Source organism: Aeromonas sp. ASNIH8 (assembly GCF_002919855.1).
Classification (GTDB): Bacteria; Pseudomonadota; Gammaproteobacteria; order Enterobacterales; family Aeromonadaceae; genus Aeromonas; species Aeromonas caviae.
Genome location: NZ_PQLN01000050.1, coordinates 18459 through 35462, shown reverse-complemented (window position 1 = coordinate 35462; position 17004 = coordinate 18459). Strand labels below are relative to the sequence as shown.

Below are 17004 nucleotides of genomic sequence, written 5' to 3'. Positions count from 1 at the left end.
CAGTTCAAGTTACCCGCCCGCCGAGAACGAAGTTACCCAAGGTGCATCAAAGCCAAACCACAGAAGTATGCGACGAGAAAACCTAGTAAAAACAATGCCAGTCAGGCTTAACTGACTGGCATTAGGCCTCTGGCCCGGTTTTGTTTTTGGTGGCACCACGCTACCATGCCCGCTTCGGGCCACCTGCCGGCCGTCAATCAGGACCATGCTCATGCCCCATCCCTTCGTGCTCGTCACCGGCTGCTCCAGCGGCATCGGCCTAGCCGCCGCAAGAACGCTCGGCGCCCGGGGCTTCACCGTCATCGCTTCCGCCCGCAAGGCCGAGGATGTGGCCCTGCTGCAGCAGGGTCTGTTGGCGGTGCAACTGGATCTGGCGGACAGCGCCAGCATAGAGCGAGGGGTGGCAGAGGCGCTGGCCCTGGCAGAAGGGCGCCTCTACGGCCTCTTCAACAACGGCGCCTACGGCCAGCCCGGTGCGCTGGAAGATCTGCCCACCGAGGCGCTGCGCGAGCAGTTCGAGACCAACCTCTTTGGCTGGCATCACCTCATTCGCCAGATATTGCCCCCCATGCTGGCGGCAGGCGAGGGGCGCATCGTACAGAACAGCTCGGTGCTTGGCCTAGTGGCCATGAAGTATCGTGGCGCCTACAACGCCAGCAAGTTCGCGCTGGAAGGCTATACCGACACCCTGCGCCTGGAACTCGCGGGCAGCGGCGTGCACATCAGCCTGATCGAACCCGGCCCCATCGACACCCGGTTTCGCGCCAATGCCCGGGAGGCCTTCCTGCGCCACATAGACCCCGCTACCAGCCGCCACCAGGACGCCTATGCCCAGACGCTGGCCAGGCTGGAGCGTGAAGGGGGTGCCCGGGGCTTTACCCTGCCAAGCGAGGCCTGCATCCCGCCGTTACTGCATGCGCTCACGAGCAAGCGTCCCAGGCACCGCTACCCGGTCACCTTCCCGACCAAATTGTTTACCGTGCTGCGCCGCCTGCTGCCAAGCCGCTGGCTTGACAAGCTGCTGATCAAATCCGCCTGATAAAGGGGCCCTCGGTGGCCCTCCTCTTGACATGCACCGGTCTCAGCAACGATGCCCGCTCAATAGTGCTGGCCGTTGCTGTAGTAGTGACTCTTGACGATGGGCAGCACCTGCACCACCACATAGGTCTGCTCCCCCAGCACCCCTTTCAGGTGGCGGGTGATGAGGGCGGCGGCGGCATCCTGCATCTCCTGCGGTCGCTCGAACCAGACCAGCTCCACGAAGGGGAAACCGGCTTCGGGCTGGCCATCTCGTACCCACTGGCTCGGCACGCACTCCAGGGTGACGAACTCCGGCTTGCCACCGGTCAGGGCGCAGAGATCCGCCATCAGGGGGGCGCTTATCCGCTGCAGGGTGTCGACAGAAACTGCCCGAAAACGAAGGTGGGGCATGGGAAACCTCTTGGCTGTGACAAATGAGGACTTATCATAGAGCACTCATCCCGCTCACATAAGGTGCCTCATGAGATTCCATCCCACGCTGCTCTCCTTCCTGCTCTGCCTGCTGCTGCCGCTCCATGCCATGGCCGATCCGGCCTTTTACCGCATCAACAAGGGCAACGAACAGCACTGGCTGCTGGGGTCCATCCACGCGGGCAAACCCTCTCTCTATCCCCTGCCGGACCCGGTGGAGCGCGCCTGGCAGCAGAGCCGCGCCCTGGTGATGGAGGTGGACATGACCCACATCAGCCAGGAGCAGTGGCAGGAGATGGGCGCCATCACCCGGCTCGTCGACGGCAAGACCCTCAAGGATCACCTGCCCATCGACCTCTACCGTCGCACCCTCATCGCTGCGGGCCAGAATGGTCTGAACGAGAGCATGCTGGCCCCGCTGCGTCCCTGGTTTGCGGCCATTACCCTGACCCAGGCGGCCCTGGAGCGCACCGGCTATCGCGGTGAATACGGTGTCGACCAGCACTTCGCCAAGCGGGCGAACGACGGCGGCAAGCCCATCGTCGGGCTGGAGACCCTGCTGGAGCAGCTCGGCTATCTCGCGAGCGTCGGCGACAACCAGACCTTGATGCTGGAGAGTACCCTGGACGAGCTGCCCGACATCCAGCAGGGGTTCGACGCCGTGATGACCGCCTGGCAGAACGGGGACGAGGCCACCCTCATCAATCTGCTCAGGGAGGAGATGGCGCCGCCCAAGCTGCAAGCCTGGCTGGAACAGACCCTGCTGGCAGAGCGCAACCGCAACTGGGTCAAGAAGTGGCCCAGCCTGCCGAACGAGAGCTTTATCGTGGTAGGGGCCCTGCATCTTTATGGCGAGCACGGGCTGCTCGCCCTGCTGGAGCAGCAGGGCTGGCGCATCACGCCCCTCACCGAACCGACCCTGGAGAAAGCAAAATAGCGTCCAGTCCGGCGACCTGACGCGCCGGATGCGCGTCGGCTCACAGAATTTGCTGCCGATTAAATAACCAGAGAGGGAGTTGATCGAGATCATCCCCTCCCTCCTGAAGAGGTATCTATCATGCCTGTCACCGCCCAGTGACAGGAGTGAACGAGATGGAATTCTGGATGAACCTGATGTTCGGCAACAGCGTGGGGCTGATGTCCATGCTGGTGATTTTCGGCACCTTCCTGCTCATCAGCGCCTATGCGGTCTATTTCATCTACAAGGTGATGCACGCAGAGCCGCCCAAAGAGGGGCAATAACCAGGCTCGCTCAGACCGCCCTCCCCGGCAGGGCCGGGGCCCGCGAGCGTTGCCATTCTAAGGCCCACCAAGGCCCGCTATACTGGCTCCCTCATTTTCATGCGGGGAGCCTGCCGTGTCTCATAACGACGAACTCTCACTGTTCCTGCAGGAAGTGGCCGACGTGCGGCCCCTTCGCAGCGACCATATCGCCCCCGTTGCGGGCAACAACCAGCCCACCGAGGCGCAACTCGCGCGCCGGGAAGCCGCCACCGCCGAACAACTCACCCTGGATCACCTTGGCACGGAAGCAGTCGAGATGCTGGACCCCCACGCCATCGTCGGCTTCAAGCGTGACGGCGTGCAGGAGGGGGTCTACAAGAAGCTGCGCCTTGGCAAGTACGAGCTGCAAGGCTCCCTCGACCTGCACCACAAGACGCTCAACGAGGCCCGTATCGCCCTGGTGCAGTTCATTGCCGAATGCGAAGTGCGGGATATCCGCTGCCTGCTGATCCTGCACGGCAAGGGGGAGCGCAGCACCCCGCGTGCCCTGCTCAAGAGCCATGTCAGCGCCTGGCTGCCACAGTTGCCTTCGGTGATGGCCATGCACAGCGCCGAGCGCCGCCACGGCGGCAGCGGTGCGCTCTACGTATTGCTGCGCAAGAGCGAGCGCAAGAAGGCGGAAAACCGCGAACGGCACCAGAAGCGCCTCGGCTGACTGCCTGAGGGTGGCACCAGGGTGGATGGCAGTGCTAGCATCGGGCGGCCCCGATCATGCCAGGTACGGGGTGCATACCATCAGGGACGATAACAAGGACAATCCCATGTCATACCAGAAACTCGAACAACATCAGCAACAACAGCACCGCCTCTCCCACCTCTCCGCCATCTGCGGCTGGGATCAGGCCGCCATGATGCCGGAGGGGGGCAACGAGGCCCGCGCCGAGGCGATGGCGGAGCTCGGCGTGCTGATCCACGGCAAGCGCACCGCCCCCGAGCTTGGGGAGTGGATTGCCAAGGCAGAGAGTGAACCGCTGGACGAGCACCAGCGTGCGAACCTGCGGGAGATCAAGCGCCAGTGGCAGGATGCAAGCCTGCTGCCGGGGGCGCTGGTGGAGGCGCTGTCGCTCGCCGGCAGCAAATGCGAGCACGCCTGGCGTCGCCAGCGCAAGGAGAACGACTGGGCAGGTTTTGCCCCGAACCTCGAGGAGGTGGTGCGCCTGTCGCGGGAGGTGGCGACCTTGCGCGCCGACGCGCTCGGGGTGCGCCCCTATGACGCCATGCTGGCGCTGTACGAGCCCGGCATGACGAGCGCGAGGCTGGATCAGATCTTCGGCGATCTGACGAGCTGGCTGCCCGGCCTCATCCAGACCGTGAGCGAGCGGCAGAAGAGCGACACCCTCCTCACCCCGCAAGGCCCGTTCCCGGTTGCGACGCAGCAGGCGCTCGGCCAGGAGGTGATGGGACTGCTCGGCTTTGATTTTGCTCACGGCAGGCTCGACGTGAGCAGCCACCCGTTCTGCGGCGGCGTGCCGACGGACGTGCGCATCACCACGCGCTACAACGAGCAGGAGTTCGTCTCCAGCCTGATGGGCATCGTCCACGAGACGGGCCACGCACGCTACGAGCAGGGCCTGCCGCGCGCACTGCTCGGCCAGCCGGTGGCCGAGGCGCGTTCCATGGGCATTCACGAGAGCCAGAGCCTGTTCTGCGAGATGCAGCTCGGCCATCACCCCGCGTTCCTCGCGCTGATTGCGCCGCGCATTCGCGCGCACTTCGGGGCAGAGGATGCGCTCGCACCCGCGAACCTCGAGAAGCTGTACAACAGGGTCGAGCCCGGCTTTATCCGCGTCGATGCGGACGAAGTCACCTACCCGGCCCACGTCATCCTGCGCTACGAGCTGGAGCGAGACCTGATGGAAGGGCGCATCGAGGTCGCGGACATCCCCGAGCTGTGGGACGCGAAGATGCAGCAGTGGCTCGGCTTGTCCACGAAGGGCAATTACCAGAACGGTTGCATGCAGGACATCCACTGGACGGACGGCTCGTTTGGCTACTTCCCGAGCTACACGCTCGGCGCCATGTACGCGGCGCAGCTGCGCTTCGCACTCGAGCGTGAGCTCGGCGACATGGGCACGCTCGTAGAGTCCGGCCGCCTGCCGGAGATCTTTGGCTGGCTCGGTCGCCATATCTGGTCCCAGGGCAGCCTGCACTGCACGGACGAGCTCATTCGCCGCGCGACCGGTGAGGCGCTCAATCCCCAGTGGCTGCGCAAACACCTCGAACAGCGCTATCTGAAATAAGCGAGGTTGAACCCCCTCCCAGCCTCCCCCTTCACAAGGGGGAGGAGCTAACCCCGCCCCCGTTCACAGAGGGGAGCTGTTTGTCCCCTCCCCTTACGAAGGGGAGGGTTAGGGTGGGGTCCTGCCCCCCTAACCTTACAAAGGGAGGACTGGGATTCCTCGGATCGCACTATTTTTGCTATTCCTGTCCGTTTTTGGCTAGTCACCCCTCTCGCCCCCGCTTAGTCTCTGGGACATGCCCACAGCAACCCGAGCCATGCCATGACCACAGAGCCCCCGCATTCATCCCAACGGGACGAGATCATTCCGGGTCTCACCCGGGAGCAGTGCCACGCCGCACGCCTCGCGCGAGACGCGCGTTTCGATGGTCGCTTCTTCACCGGGGTGCTCTCCACCGGCATCTATTGCCGCCCCGTGTGTCCGGCGCGGGCACCGCACGAGCACAATGTGCGCTATTTTCGCTTCGCGGCGGCGGCGGAGCAGCACGGGCTGCGCCCCTGCCTGCGCTGTCGCCCCGAGCTCGCACCGGCCCAGAGCGGCGATCTGCCACCGCTCGTCGCCCAGGTGCTGGCGCGCATCGAGCGCGGCGAGCTGGCGGAGCACAGCCTGGGCTCCCTTGCAACGCAGGCCGGGATCACGGAGCGCACCCTGAGGCGCCAGTTCGAGCAACATCTCGGCGCCTCGCCGAAACAGGTGGAGCAGACGCGCCGCCTGCTGCTTGCGAAACGGCTGCTGACGGAGACGCGCCTGCCCATCACGGACGTGGCGTTTGCCGCAGGCTTTGCAAGCATTCGCCGCTTCAACGACGCCTGGCTGCAGGCGTATGGCATGACACCGGGCGCCCTGCGCAAGCAGGAAGGGGGCGCGCCGCAGGAGACACCGCAATCTAGCCTGCAACTGCACCTGCTGTATCGCCCGCCGTTCGACGTCCAGGCCATGCTCGCGTTCTACCGGTTGCGCGCCATTCCGGGGCTGGAGCGGGTGGATGAGCACGGTTACGAACGCCGTCACCGGGTCGGCGAACAGGAGGGGCTCATCCGCATCGAGCCCGTCGAGGGGGAGAGGCTCAGACTCACGGTGCGGGATCTGCCGCCGGGTGCGCTGCCGGACATCCTGTACCGCGTGCGCCGCATGTGGGATCTCGACGCCGACATGGGCCGCATCGGCGAACACCTGGGGCAGGATCCGCTGCTCGCCGGCATCCAGGGACGATGGCCCGGGGTGCGGCTGCCGGGGGGGTGGGATGAATACGAGGTGATGCTGCGCGCCATCGTAGGCCAACAGGTGTCGGTCAAGGGTGCCATCACCATCATGGGGCGCCTGGTGGCGCGCACCCTGGCGCAGTTCGGCACCGCGCAGCTGCCCACCCCGACCCAGCTGTGCGAGCTGGATCTCGACGGCATCGGCATGCCGGGCAGCCGCATCCGCACGCTGCAGGGGCTGGCCGCGGCGCTCGCAAGCGGCGCGCTCACCCTGGGCAGCGCGAGCGACGAGCAACTGCTCGCGCTGCCGGGCATAGGCCCCTGGACTGTCGCTTACTGGCGGCTGCGCTGCGGGCTGGACACGGACGCCTTCCCCGCCTCGGATCTCGTGCTGCAAAAGGCGCTGGGGGGCGGTGACAAGCTGCCGGTGAAAGAGGTGACAGCGCGCAGCGCCCCCTGGCAGCCGTGGCGCGCCTATGCCGCGAGCTGGCTGTGGCACGCCATGAGTGAACAACCGGCGCTGCTCACCCGGCCAACACAGGCACAAGACGAGGAGAAGAGCCCATGATCCGCTATGACATGATGCCCACCGACCAGGGCGAACTGCTGGTCGCCATCGACGAGCGCGGTCTGGTGCACGTGGACTTCGTGGCCGGGCTGCGGCCGCTCCCCGACATGCAGGACTGGCAGCAGGACGGCGAGGCGCTCGCCCCCTTCCTCGCCGAGTTTCGGGACTACTTCGCGGGCCGGTTGCAACGCTTCACGCTGCCGCTCGCGGCGCGGGGTACGGCGTTCCAGCAAGCGGTGTGGCAGGCGCTGTGCGACATCCCCTACGGGGAGACCCGCAGCTACGGCGACATCGCCCGCGCCATCGGCAAGCCAAATGCGGTGCGGGCGGTGGGTGCCGCGAACGGCCGCAATCCGCTCTCCATCATCATCCCCTGCCACCGGGTGATCGGCCAGAATGGCAGCCTCACCGGCTATGCGGGAGGCCTGCCCATCAAGCAGGCACTGCTGACGCTGGAGAGGGCCTCTCGTTGATCCGGCGCAGCCCGGCCAGGGCTCACTGCCGCTGCGCCAGCCAGCCGTGAAACCCCAGCGCCTGAAAGAAGCGGTGCGCCGCCGCGAAACCGGCCCCTTGCAAGAGGCGCCGGGTCTGTCCCTCGTCCAGGGAGGTGAAATCCTCTCCGAGGCGGCGCACCATCTGCTCGCAGGCAGGAAGCGGCAGACCGGCGAGGGCCGCTTGCAACCCCATCGCCTTTCGCTCGAGCGGGTCCGTGGGCGCCATCAGATCCGCCAGCAGCAGAGGAGCACCAGGATTGAGCTGGCGATAAATATCACCCAATAGCGCGGCTTTGGCATCTTGCGCCAGAAAGTGCAGAACCAGCAGACAGAGTGCACCATCGCAGGGCTTATCCACCACAGGCAATGCGCCCAGGTGCCAGCACACCCTCTCCCCCATGCCCGCCTGCTCGGCCCGCATCCTGGCATGGGCCAGCATGTCCGCCGAGATATCCAGGGCCACAAAGGTCCAGCGGGGGCAGAGACGGCCAAGCAGCAGCAACTCGCTGCCCGTGCCCACCCCAACCAGCAGCACCCGGGCCTGCTGACCCAGCGCGGCCATCAGCCGGGAGGCACAAAGCTGGTGCAGCAGCTCGTAGCCTGGCACCAGCAGGGGGATGCGGCTGTCATAGGCCTTCGCCCCTTCTCCTTCGAATCGCTCCGTCATCTTTTGCTCCTTTGGTGTGAGCCCCCTTGATAGGGGCTGCCGCCGGGAGAAGGTCAAGAGCCACAGGGACGAGCCAGTTGCCAGTCCAGCCCTTCCCATGAAGGGAGGGCCCTAGCCCCCCTTGCCCAGCGCCGCTTTCAGAGCAGGATTGAAGACGCGCTGGAGGGAGGCGGGGTTGTTCACCAGCTTGGCCGCCGGGCGGCGCGGGCGCCTGACCAGCTCGCCGCCACAGTTGGGGCAGGTCAGGTGCAGATACTGATCGTTGCACTCGGCGCAGAAGGTGCACTCGAAGGAGCAGATGTAGGCCGTCGCCGTGTCGGCGGGCAGATCCCGGTCACAGCACTCGCAGTTGGGTCTGAGTTCAAGCATGGCAAGATCCTGATGCACAAGGGGAAGCGGGAAAGAGGGCGGCTCAGTCGACGATAAAGAGGCGAGCGCCCAGTTCGGTATAGGAGCGATGGGGTTCGGCGTTGTCCGCCACCTGGTAGCTCATGCCCGGCGTCAGGGTGAAGACGCGGCCATCCTGCAACTCGGTGTGCAGCTCCCCTTCGAGGCAGAGCAGCACATGGCCCTTGCTGCACCAGTGATCCGCCAGATACCCGGGGGAGTACTCCACCATTCGCACCCGCAGATCCCCGAACTGCCGGGTGTGCCAGCGGGCGACGCCGCGTTCTCCCTTGTGTTCGGTCGGCGGGACCTCGGCCCAGTTCGTGGTGCAAAACGGCAGTGCATGGATGTTCATGACGGATCCTTTGTCAGAAGAAGGCTGGGGGAAGGTGCCTCACCACGGGATATCCGTGACAAGGCCGCGTCCCATACTGCCATCAAATCCGCTCCAGCCCCATGCCCACACGGGCAATCATCCCCTCTTCAGGCTGCCCATCACCTGCATCTCGCAGCGATGGCAGTCAAAACGCAGGCGGAAACTCTCCTTGCCCATCTTGAGCGCCAGGGGCTCGGCCTTGAGACCGGGCACCTCCTTGGGGCAGAGCTGCTGGCTGTAGCGGATGCAGTGCTTCGTTGTCATCAGCACCACTTCCCGCTCCTCCTTGTTCGCCTCATACGCGGGGGCGATGCTCCCCACCCCGTGTTCGCGAAAGAACTGCTCCGCCGCGCTGTTCAGCACGTTGCCGAGGTAAGAGAGCCGATGCTGGGGATAAACGGCGCCTCGCAGGGGAATGCGCCGCTCGGGTCGCCGGTAGGCAGCCAGACGGGCCGCCTCCAGGGCGGCGATCCCCTCCCGGCGCAAGCCGTTAAGCTGTGAAGCCGCAATAAACAGCGGGCGAGTGAATGCCAACTCAATCTGGCGAGCCACAAACAGGGTGTTGCCGAGTTTGCCGAGCTGATCCCTGGCCTGTTGCAGCGCCCGTTCCGGGTTGTCCGCCGGCTGCTGGTCGCAGGGGAGCGTGACGGCGGCACCAATGCCCTGCTCGTCGGTAAGCGTGAGCCGCAATCCCTCGTCGCACTCCGATAGCCGCATATCGACCCGGATGCGGCGATCCGCGCTCCCCTTTTCGAGCTGCTTGCTGAAAGCCTGATCGTGGTTGCGAAAGATCTCGGTGCCCACCTTGAGACCGGGCATGGGTTCCGACAGGAGTAACCGCTTGCTCTGTGCCTTCTCTTCCACTTTATTGAGGCGCATCCCCACCAGCTCGCCCCCCGGCTTGAAGAAGCCGAGGCCATCGCCGTTGTTGAGGGCAACAGCCTGGCCGTCGATCTCGATGCCATCGCGGGTCACGCTGGTAACGCGCCCGAGCGGCTCCCCGACGTATTTCGGGCTGCGCGGCGAGTCGATGCCTGGCTGTCGGCCATGGAGGAAGTAGTCGGTGCTGCCCCGGTTGAAACTCTTCTTGGGATCCGGCGTAAAGGTGTAGCTGCAACGACCGGCGGAAGCGGCCACCAGGTCGGGGCGGCGCTCCAGGATGGTGTCCAGCTTCTGGCGATACCAGGCGGTGACGTTCTTGACGTAGTCGAGCCCCTTGAGGCGCCCTTCAATCTTGAAGGAGCGGATCCCTGCGGCGATCAGCGCCTCCAGGTTGTCGGTCTGATCCATGTCTTTCAAGGAGAGCAGGTGGCTGTTTTCCACCAGCACCTCCCCCCCTGGCGTTTGCAGGGAACAGGGCAGCCGACAGAGCTGGGCGCACTCGCCGCGATTCGCGCTGCGGCCGGTGCGGGCATGGCTGATGTTGCACTGGCCGCTGTAGGAGACGCACAAGGCGCCGTGGATGAAGAACTCCAGCTGCACGCTCGTGGCGGCGCTTATCTCGCGGATCTGCGCAAGGGAGAGCTCGCGGGCCAGCACCACCTGGGAGAAGCCCACGTCCTGCAGAAACTTCACCTTTTCCGGGGTGCGGTTGTCGGTCTGGGTGCTGGCGTGCAGCGCGATGGGGGGTAAATCGAGCGCCAGCAGCCCCATGTCCTGCACGATCAGCGCATCGGCGCCCGCCTCGTAGATCTGGTGGGTCAGGCGCCGGGCCTGCTCCAGCTCGTGGTCGTGCAGCAGGGTATTGAAGGCGACGAAGACCTGGGCGCCGAAGCGGTGGGCATGGCGCGCCAGCGCCTCGATGTCCTCGAGGCTGTTGCCTGCTGCGCTGCGGGCACCGAAGGCGGGGCCGCCCATGTAGACGGCGTCGGCGCCGTGGTTGATGGCCTCGATGCCATAGGCGAGGTTCTTGGCCGGGGCCAGCAACTCCAGGCGGTTGTGATGGTTCTGATCGCGCATAACGTCCGGTTCGAAGGGCTGCAAATGGCCGCCACTCTAGCCAGACTCCCCGCCCCCCGCCTTGATCCCGCTTAAGATCACCGCAGAATGCAGGATTGACCCGGTACAAGGACATCTGGCTGCCCCCCTCATCCCCTGGCCCTGAGAGAGTGCCGACTACGCTGGCACCCGACGCGGAGCTAGATCACGACCTTGAGGGCCAGCCCCAGCAGCACCAGGCCGCTCACCTTGTCGATCACGGTGGATTTGGCCTTGAGCCAGGCGAGTACGGGCCCGCGAGAGAGCACCAGGGCCACCAGCACATACCAGAGCGCATCGATGCCGCCTGCGGTCAGCATCATGATGCCCCCCTCACGCCAGCCGGTGTCGGCATGCACGAACTGGCTGAACAGGGCGATGAAGAAGATGGCGAGCTGGGGGTTCAAGAAGGCCACCATAAAGCCTTCGAACGCCCCTTGACGTCCCCGTGGCGGGTGCCCCTCCTCCTTGCCTGCCTCACCCCCTGCGGGCCTGGCCAGCAACGCCTTGATCCCGAGCCAGGCGAGGAACGCCGCGCCGCCGTAGCGGATCAGATCAAACAGCAGCGGGGTCTGGGTTATCAGGATGGCGAGGCCGAGGGCCGTGATCAGCGCATAGATGCCGACTCCCAGGCCGTGTCCCAGCGCCGTGGCGACCCCGTGGCCCTGCCCTCCCTGCACCGTATTGCGGATGATCAGTGCCAGGCTCGGCCCCGGGCTGATGGCCCCCATCACGCAAATGGCGGCCAGCGCCAGCCAACTCGTCAGCTCCATACCTTCTCTTCCTTCGTGTCGATTGTTGTCACCCGGGATCAGGGTAGGGGGTGGCTCGCTATGCCAGAAGTGAAAGTTATGAATAGAGCCCATAGCCAGTGGCTATAGAGTGGCACAACCCGCTGCCATCAGCGGCTCGCCTGCGGCCCTCGGGCCAACTGCTTGCGACTCTCCCCCAGGGTGAATTGCAGGTGATCCCGCAGGAAGGGATAGGCCAGCTCGCGAAACCAGCGGTGAGCCGGATCCAGGTGGTGGCGCTGGTGCCACAGCAGATGATACTGCTGGACCCGGGTGGCGAAGGGGAGATCGCAAAAACTCAGGGCATGTTCCCGGGAGAGCTGCCAGGCGATATGGGCCGGGGTGGTCATCAGACAGTCTGTGCGCAGCAGCACCTCCACCGCGGCCTGGAAGAAAGGCACCCGGGCAAACCAGCGACGGGAGAGCCCGCGGGGGGCCAGCACCTGCTCCACCGGGCTGTCCTTGTCCCCGCCCCCGCTCACCTGCAGGTGAGGCCAGGCGAGGTAATCCTCCAGACTGGGCGCCATGCCAGAGAGCGGGTGATGGCGCCCCATCAGCACCACCAGCCTGTCCTCCCCCTGATGCAGGCCGCGGATCTGGTCCGGCACCAGCTCCGTGATGGTGGAGACCATGTCCAGCTCAGATTGCCAGAGCTGGGGCAGCAGGCGCTTGTCCCACAGGCTGTACTCCAGCGCCGCTCGGGGGGCGGCCCTCGCCAGGGCAGCACAGATGTCCGGCAGGATGTGCTGGGCCACGTAGTCGGAGGAGGCGAGCCGGAACACCCGCTCGCAGCGCTCGGGGACAAACTCCGGCGCCGCGTAGAGCCGCTCCAGGGCACCGAGGGAGTCGGCAAGCGCCGCCGCCAGACTCTCGGCCCGCGGCGTCAGCAGCCAGCGCTGCCCCTCCCGCACCAGCAGCTCGTCACCAAACTCGCTGCGAAGCTGGCCGAGCTGCTTGCTGATAGAGGGCTGACTCAGGTGCAGCAGCTCCGCCGCCCGGCTGATGTTGCGGGTCTCCAGCAACACCTTGAGGGTGGGCAACAGGTTGAGATTCGCTTTGTGCACTGACAACACCTCGGGAAGGGAGAGCCTGGGTCGGGCCTTCATCTTACGGCAAGGAGAAGCGGAAATTTAAGCAAAATCACGGTCTTGCTCCCGCCACTCCCCTTACACTGGGGGGACCGCAGGATGACAGTGAACGCCCCGTGCGGCATAATTTCGCCACTTTCCGCCCCAGGGCGGCCATCACGACAAGCGACGACAAGATGACATACGCCACTATCACCGGGTGGGGAAAATGCCTGCCCCCCGCCTCGCTGACCAACGATGACCTCGGCACCATCATGGATACCTCGGACGAGTGGATCTACCCGCGCACCGGCATCAAGGCCCGCCGGGTCTCCCATGTCAGCACCCAGACGCTCGCCACCCTGGCCGCCCGTCGCGCCCTGGCGTGCGCAGGTCTGGACGCCGCCGCCCTCGATGGCATCATCCTGGCGACCGCCACACCGGGCACGCTGGTCCCCAATGGCGCCTCCGCCGTGCAGCAGGCCCTCGGCGCCCACAAGGCGGCGGTGTTCGACCTCAACGCCGCCTGCACCGGCTTCGTCTATGCCCTCTCGGTCGCCACCTCCCTGGTGCAGACCGGCATGATGCAAAGGGTGCTGGTGATCGGTGCCGAGCGGCTGACCCAGTTGCTGGACTGGGCCAAGCGCGACACCGCCGTGCTGTTCGGGGATGGCGCAGGCGCCGTCATCATCGAGGCGAGCGAGCAGGAGAGCGGCCTGATTGCCAGCAAGCTCGGTTGTGACAGCGAAGCGCGGGAGATACTGCACGTGCCGAACTTCGGTACGGATCGGGTGCGTTTCGCCGACATTGACGGCCTCTTCACCTTCAACTTCGAGGGGCAGGAGATCTTCAAGCGCGCCGTGCGCGGCATGGGCGAAGCCACCGGCACCGTACTGGCCCAGGCCGGCATCGCCCCCGAGCAGATCGACCTCATCGTGCCGCACCAGGCGAACGTTCGCATCATCGAGACCCTGGCCAAGCGGATGAACGCCCCCATGGAGAAGGTGATGGTCAACATAGAGCAGTACGGCAACACCTCCGCCGCCACCGTGCCCATCGCCCTGTGCGAGGCGCTGGAGCAGGGTCGGGTCAAGCCGAACAGCTACCTGCTGACCGCCGCCTTCGGGGCCGGGCTGACCTGGGGCGCCGCCCTCATCAAGTGGGGGGATCGCGTCACCCCGATCGCGAGTTGCGACGAGGTGCTGCCCCCCTGCGAGCAGAGCGCCCTCGAACTCATCGCCCATGCGGTGCAGGGTTGCCAGCAGGCCCGCCCCGCCGACGCCTGAGCGAGCGCCAGCTCCCCAGGAGCCCCGTGGCTCCTGGCAGCCAGCCCCCCTACGTCCCCTCGCCGTTTCGGCAGCGACATAAAAGTCATTGAAAAGTGTGAATTTTGAGCGAAACATATCAAAAAATGACCACTTGACACTTTTTTGTCGTCAGAATGCGGCCAAGGGGTTCACAACCTTGCCGGATCTGGTAGTATGCGGCCTCGCACTTGGGGAGGGGTTCCCGAGCGGCCAAAGGGATCAGACTGTAAATCTGACGGCTCTGCCTTCGAAGGTTCGAATCCTTCTCCCTCCACCATTCAAGTGCGTCAAGTAAGTAAAAATCAGGAAAATACCCCGTGGAGGGGTTCCCGAGCGGCCAAAGGGATCAGACTGTAAATCTGACGGCTCTGCCTTCGAAGGTTCGAATCCTTCTCCCTCCACCATCTTCCTGAACACAATATGCAATGCCCCTGTGGAGGGGTTCCCGAGCGGCCAAAGGGATCAGACTGTAAATCTGACGGCTCTGCCTTCGAAGGTTCGAATCCTTCTCCCTCCACCATCCTTCAGACAACCCGGCCTCGCGCCGGGTTTTCGCTTTTCTGGATAGAATCCATATGGCGCTGTCAGATCTGACAATTGCCCTCCCCGCACTTTTTAGAAACAGTGGAGCCTCATGTCGCAAGGAGTGCACACAGATGTTTGAAATCTGGGATGAAACGGGTCGCGAGCACGGGCTGACACTGCCCGAGCTGCAACTGCGGCTGCGGGATTACCAGGGAGACGTGATGGTGCGCTACCTCAACCGCCTCGGCCTGCCGAGCACCCTCTTCCTGACCATCCGTCAGGGATGCGCCTATCAGCGCTTCAAGGCGGGTTCCCCCATGCTCGACTGGTCCTGGCTTGCCCAGGCCATGCACGCAGCCCCCCTGGCTGGCACCGCACCTGCACAGGGCCATGCCCTTCCCTGATCCCTTCCTGCCCACGCCCAAGCAGGGCCCATTATCAGACTCTTCCTACAGCCTCCCTTTAGACCCTCCCTGTATGATGCGCAGCCATGTTCCCGTCAGGTGAGAGCCATGTTTGCGTTCAAAGAAGAGTATCCCGTGAGTGCCATGGTCAGCATGGCGGATATCGTCGTCCCCTTTTATCAGCCCATCATCGGCCAGGATCGTCAGGTCAAGGGGTATGAGGTGCTGGCCAGACGCTGGGATGCCGGCAGCCAGGGTTATCAGGGCATCGATTTTGCCGCCCTCGGCGAAGATGACGCTCTGCACCTGGATATCGTCATGCTCAGGGCCATCATGCGCGATCTGCCCGTGCTCGCCCAAAAAGGCCCCTATGCGCTCTCCATCAACCTCAATCCGGCGCTCTCCAGCCCCACCTACCGCAATCTGCTGTTGCTGGTGCTGCTCCAGGCCCGCAAGCTGGGGATCGCCATCTGGTTCGAGGTGCTGGAACACGTCAGGATCAAGCACCAGCACAGGGAGATGATCGAGGTGTTGCGAGCCCATGGCGCCCACATCGCCTGTGACGACTTCGGCTCCCTGGAATGCAACTTCCAGCGCCTGATGATGCTCCCCTATGAGATCGTGAAGCTGGATCGTTCCCTGCTGCTCCAGGCTGTACGTAGCACCCATGCCCTCAACATGCTGACGGGGCTGGTGAAATACCTGCAACGACTCGGCATGGCCGTGGTGTGCGAGGGAGTGGAGACCCAGGCCCATATCGAGGTGGCGAACCGGCTGGGCTGCGACTACCAGCAGGGCTACGCCTACGCCATTCCCTCCCCTCTCTCCCGCTGGGCCTGAGCCGAGCGCTTGCGTGTCACGGGGGAAACCCGGGCACCTTTCCCATGAAATTCGGCAGGGTGCTGCCATTTTCCTGCCAAAGATGGCAGGCTGTCCCGGCCACACTGACGCCGAGGCCCGCCATGGTTCGCTTTGCCACCTTCAATCTCGCCTTCGATCGCACCGCCGCCGGCATGCTCGCCGGTGAACTGGCCCTCAGTCGCACCGAGCAGGATGCCCTGCTGGCCCGCCTCGCCGACGGCACCTTGAGCGGCGCCGAGAAGACCAGGGCCCTCGACGTGCAGCAGATCCGCAACATCGCCGAAATCATCCAACGCACCCGGCCGGATGTGTTCCTGCTGAGCGAATTCGACAATGACGGCAAGGGCCGCGACACCACGGACCTCAAAGCCTTCAACGACAACTACCTGGCCCATGCCCAGCACGACGAGGTGACCGCCATCAGCTACCCGGTGCTGCAGAACTTCGCCACCAACACCGGCCTGATGAGCGGCCATGACCTAAACTTGGACGGCAAGGTCAACAACGGGCCGGACGACGCCTGGGGCTTTGGCAACTACCACGGCCAATACGCCTTCGCCGTGATGTCCCAGTACCCCATCGATACCAAGCAGATCCGCACCTTCCAGACATTCAAGTGGAAGGACATGCCGGGCGAAGTGAATCCCGTCATCGACGACTGCAACAATGCCAAGGCGCCGATCCCGGCCGGCCGCCAGTGTGGCGATGCCTGGTATGACGACGCCGCCTGGCAGGCCTTCCCGCTTTCGTCCAAGAACCATGCCGACGTGCCGGTGCGCATCAAGCGCGGCAACAAGGAGGAGGTGATCCACTTCCTCATCTCCCACCCGACCCCGCCCATCTTCGGCAACGCGGCGCGCCACAACGTCAAGCACAACCGGGCCGAAGTCGCCTTCTGGCAGGACTACGTGGAGACCGCCAGCTACATGGTGGATGACGCCGGCAAGGCGGGTGGCTTGGCCGAGGGCGCCAGGTTCGTCATCGCCGGGGATCTCAACGCCGATCCCCAGATTGGCGATGGGGATCTCACCGCCATTCAGGCGCTGCACAACCATGTGCTGGTCAATCAGGCCGTCACCAACGGCGCCCTGATCCCGGTCAGCCAAGGTGGCCCCGAGTGCCTCGCCAGCCAGCCGGATCAGTGCAAGCGCAACAACAACCGCCCCACCCCGGAGCGCATTACCAGCAGCAGCGGCCTGCAGCTCGACCACGTGCTCCCCTCCGCCAACCTGAACGCGGTCGCCTCCGGCGTGTTCTGGCCGGCCAGCTTCGAGCCGGGCTACCACCTGGTGTACGATGCCAAGCTGGGCATCGCCAAGGGCGTCAGCTCGGATCACCGCCTGGTGTGGGTCGACGTCACACTGTGACAGCGACGCAGAGCAGACAAGCAACGGGGCCCGCA

At 64.9% G+C, this 17004-nt stretch carries 17 protein-coding genes, 3 tRNA genes and 1 pseudogene; 14 read left to right on the top strand and 7 right to left on the bottom strand.

Going from position 1 to position 17004, the window contains the following annotated elements; all coding sequences use genetic code 11:
• The first annotated feature begins 211 nt into the window (after nucleotides 1-211).
• Nucleotides 212-1039 carry an SDR family oxidoreductase gene (locus C3418_RS13885; protein WP_103858734.1) on the top strand — a complete coding sequence of 276 codons (828 nt, stop codon included), beginning with the start codon at nucleotides 212-214 and terminating at the stop codon, nucleotides 1037-1039.
• A 59-nt stretch (nucleotides 1040-1098) separates the two neighbouring features.
• Here C3418_RS13885 and C3418_RS13880 read toward each other — a convergent pair whose 3' ends face one another.
• Complete coding sequence (locus tag C3418_RS13880; protein WP_041214640.1) at nucleotides 1099-1431, bottom strand: DUF1904 family protein; 333 nt, start codon at nucleotides 1429-1431, stop codon at nucleotides 1099-1101.
• 70 nt (nucleotides 1432-1501) lie between these two features.
• Here C3418_RS13880 and C3418_RS13875 point away from each other — a divergent pair, with 70 nt between their 5' ends.
• The 6 genes from C3418_RS13875 to C3418_RS13850 all read left to right on the top strand — a co-directional run bounded on the left by C3418_RS13875 (nucleotide 1502) and on the right by C3418_RS13850 (nucleotide 7219).
• Complete coding sequence (locus tag C3418_RS13875) at nucleotides 1502-2389, top strand: TraB/GumN family protein (protein WP_041214639.1); 888 nt, start codon at nucleotides 1502-1504, stop codon at nucleotides 2387-2389.
• Between the two features lie 155 nt (nucleotides 2390-2544).
• Nucleotides 2545-2694 carry a DUF3149 domain-containing protein gene (locus C3418_RS13870; RefSeq protein WP_010673287.1) on the top strand — a complete coding sequence of 50 codons (150 nt, stop codon included), beginning with the start codon at nucleotides 2545-2547 and terminating at the stop codon, nucleotides 2692-2694.
• Nucleotides 2695-2809: 115 nt separating this feature from the next.
• Entirely contained in the window at nucleotides 2810-3391 is a 582-nt protein-coding gene (gene smrA / locus C3418_RS13865) for a DNA endonuclease SmrA (protein WP_042074873.1), read from the top strand.
• Between the two features lie 106 nt (nucleotides 3392-3497).
• A complete protein-coding gene (locus C3418_RS13860; RefSeq protein ID WP_167292766.1) occupies nucleotides 3498-4976 on the top strand; it encodes a carboxypeptidase M32 in 1479 nt (492 codons plus the stop codon).
• Nucleotides 4977-5237: 261 nt separating this feature from the next.
• Entirely contained in the window at nucleotides 5238-6746 is a 1509-nt protein-coding gene (locus C3418_RS13855; RefSeq protein ID WP_103858732.1) for an AlkA N-terminal domain-containing protein, read from the top strand.
• A complete protein-coding gene (locus C3418_RS13850) occupies nucleotides 6743-7219 on the top strand; it encodes a methylated-DNA--[protein]-cysteine S-methyltransferase (protein ID WP_103858731.1) in 477 nt (158 codons plus the stop codon). Before C3418_RS13855 ends, C3418_RS13850 begins: the two co-directional genes overlap by 4 nt.
• 22 nt (nucleotides 7220-7241) lie before the next feature.
• Here C3418_RS13850 and C3418_RS13845 read toward each other — a convergent pair whose 3' ends face one another.
• From C3418_RS13845 to C3418_RS13820, 6 genes are all read right to left on the bottom strand, one after another.
• Nucleotides 7242-7907, bottom strand: a complete 666-nt coding sequence (locus C3418_RS13845) for a class I SAM-dependent methyltransferase (protein ID WP_103858730.1) — start codon at nucleotides 7905-7907, stop codon at nucleotides 7242-7244.
• A 111-nt stretch (nucleotides 7908-8018) separates the two neighbouring features.
• Nucleotides 8019-8276, bottom strand: a complete 258-nt coding sequence (locus tag C3418_RS13840) for a DUF1272 domain-containing protein (protein WP_010673281.1) — start codon at nucleotides 8274-8276, stop codon at nucleotides 8019-8021.
• Between the two features lie 43 nt (nucleotides 8277-8319).
• The gene (locus C3418_RS13835; protein ID WP_039041054.1) at nucleotides 8320-8649 is read right to left on the bottom strand and encodes a DHCW motif cupin fold protein; all 330 of its coding nucleotides are present in this window, start codon (nucleotides 8647-8649) and stop codon (nucleotides 8320-8322) included.
• A gap of 117 nt (nucleotides 8650-8766) precedes the next feature.
• A complete protein-coding gene (locus C3418_RS13830; RefSeq protein ID WP_103858729.1) occupies nucleotides 8767-10629 on the bottom strand; it encodes a U32 family peptidase in 1863 nt (620 codons plus the stop codon).
• 179 nt (nucleotides 10630-10808) lie between these two features.
• Nucleotides 10809-11420, bottom strand: coding sequence for a LysE family translocator (locus C3418_RS13825; protein ID WP_039041052.1), 612 nt, complete (start codon nucleotides 11418-11420; stop codon nucleotides 10809-10811).
• Nucleotides 11421-11548: 128 nt separating this feature from the next.
• On the bottom strand, nucleotides 11549-12502 hold the full coding sequence (locus tag C3418_RS13820; protein WP_103858727.1) for a LysR family transcriptional regulator: 954 nt from the start codon (nucleotides 12500-12502) through the stop codon (nucleotides 11549-11551).
• 200 nt (nucleotides 12503-12702) lie between these two features.
• Here C3418_RS13820 and C3418_RS13815 point away from each other — a divergent pair, with 200 nt between their 5' ends.
• The 7 genes and pseudogenes from C3418_RS13815 to C3418_RS13785 all read left to right on the top strand — a co-directional run bounded on the left by C3418_RS13815 (nucleotide 12703) and on the right by C3418_RS13785 (nucleotide 16969).
• Nucleotides 12703-13791 (top strand): ketoacyl-ACP synthase III, encoded by a 1089-nt coding sequence (locus tag C3418_RS13815; RefSeq protein WP_069651795.1) that lies wholly within the window; start codon nucleotides 12703-12705, stop codon nucleotides 13789-13791.
• Nucleotides 13792-14004: 213 nt separating this feature from the next.
• Nucleotides 14005-14089: transfer RNA gene (locus C3418_RS13810), tRNA-Tyr, on the top strand.
• Nucleotides 14090-14131: 42 nt separating this feature from the next.
• Nucleotides 14132-14216, top strand: a tRNA-Tyr gene (locus C3418_RS13805).
• Nucleotides 14217-14247: 31 nt separating this feature from the next.
• Nucleotides 14248-14332, top strand: a tRNA-Tyr gene (locus tag C3418_RS13800).
• A 136-nt stretch (nucleotides 14333-14468) separates the two neighbouring features.
• Complete coding sequence (locus C3418_RS13795) at nucleotides 14469-14741, top strand: hypothetical protein (RefSeq protein ID WP_049636154.1); 273 nt, start codon at nucleotides 14469-14471, stop codon at nucleotides 14739-14741.
• A gap of 108 nt (nucleotides 14742-14849) precedes the next feature.
• Nucleotides 14850-15581, top strand: coding sequence for an EAL domain-containing protein (locus C3418_RS13790; protein ID WP_103858726.1), 732 nt, complete (start codon nucleotides 14850-14852; stop codon nucleotides 15579-15581).
• Between the two features lie 82 nt (nucleotides 15582-15663).
• Nucleotides 15664-16969, top strand: a pseudogene (locus tag C3418_RS13785) (endonuclease/exonuclease/phosphatase family protein).
• Nucleotides 16970-17004: the final 35 nt, after the last annotated feature.

What these genes read in the sequence shown, in the direction of transcription:
- C3418_RS13870 (WP_010673287.1), top strand. Translation starts at nt 2,545, where the DNA reads ATGGAATTCTGGATGAACCTGATGTTCGGCAACAGCGTGGGGCTGATG.
- C3418_RS13885 (WP_103858734.1), top strand. Translation starts at nt 212, where the DNA reads ATGCCCCATCCCTTCGTGCTCGTCACCGGCTGCTCCAGCGGCATCGGC.
- C3418_RS13825 (WP_039041052.1), bottom strand. Translation starts at nt 11,420, where the DNA reads ATGGAGCTGACGAGTTGGCTGGCGCTGGCCGCCATTTGCGTGATGGGG.
- C3418_RS13850 (WP_103858731.1), top strand. Translation starts at nt 6,743, where the DNA reads ATGATCCGCTATGACATGATGCCCACCGACCAGGGCGAACTGCTGGTC.
- C3418_RS13835 (WP_039041054.1), bottom strand. Translation starts at nt 8,649, where the DNA reads ATGAACATCCATGCACTGCCGTTTTGCACCACGAACTGGGCCGAGGTC.
- C3418_RS13855 (WP_103858732.1), top strand. Translation starts at nt 5,238, where the DNA reads ATGACCACAGAGCCCCCGCATTCATCCCAACGGGACGAGATCATTCCG.
- C3418_RS13840 (WP_010673281.1), bottom strand. Translation starts at nt 8,276, where the DNA reads ATGCTTGAACTCAGACCCAACTGCGAGTGCTGTGACCGGGATCTGCCC.
- C3418_RS13845 (WP_103858730.1), bottom strand. Translation starts at nt 7,907, where the DNA reads ATGACGGAGCGATTCGAAGGAGAAGGGGCGAAGGCCTATGACAGCCGC.
- C3418_RS13790 (WP_103858726.1), top strand. Translation starts at nt 14,850, where the DNA reads ATGTTTGCGTTCAAAGAAGAGTATCCCGTGAGTGCCATGGTCAGCATG.
- C3418_RS13830 (WP_103858729.1), bottom strand. Translation starts at nt 10,629, where the DNA reads ATGCGCGATCAGAACCATCACAACCGCCTGGAGTTGCTGGCCCCGGCC.
- C3418_RS13860 (WP_167292766.1), top strand. Translation starts at nt 3,498, where the DNA reads ATGTCATACCAGAAACTCGAACAACATCAGCAACAACAGCACCGCCTC.
- C3418_RS13815 (WP_069651795.1), top strand. Translation starts at nt 12,703, where the DNA reads ATGACATACGCCACTATCACCGGGTGGGGAAAATGCCTGCCCCCCGCC.
- C3418_RS13795 (WP_049636154.1), top strand. Translation starts at nt 14,469, where the DNA reads ATGTTTGAAATCTGGGATGAAACGGGTCGCGAGCACGGGCTGACACTG.
- C3418_RS13880 (WP_041214640.1), bottom strand. Translation starts at nt 1,431, where the DNA reads ATGCCCCACCTTCGTTTTCGGGCAGTTTCTGTCGACACCCTGCAGCGG.
- C3418_RS13875 (WP_041214639.1), top strand. Translation starts at nt 1,502, where the DNA reads ATGAGATTCCATCCCACGCTGCTCTCCTTCCTGCTCTGCCTGCTGCTG.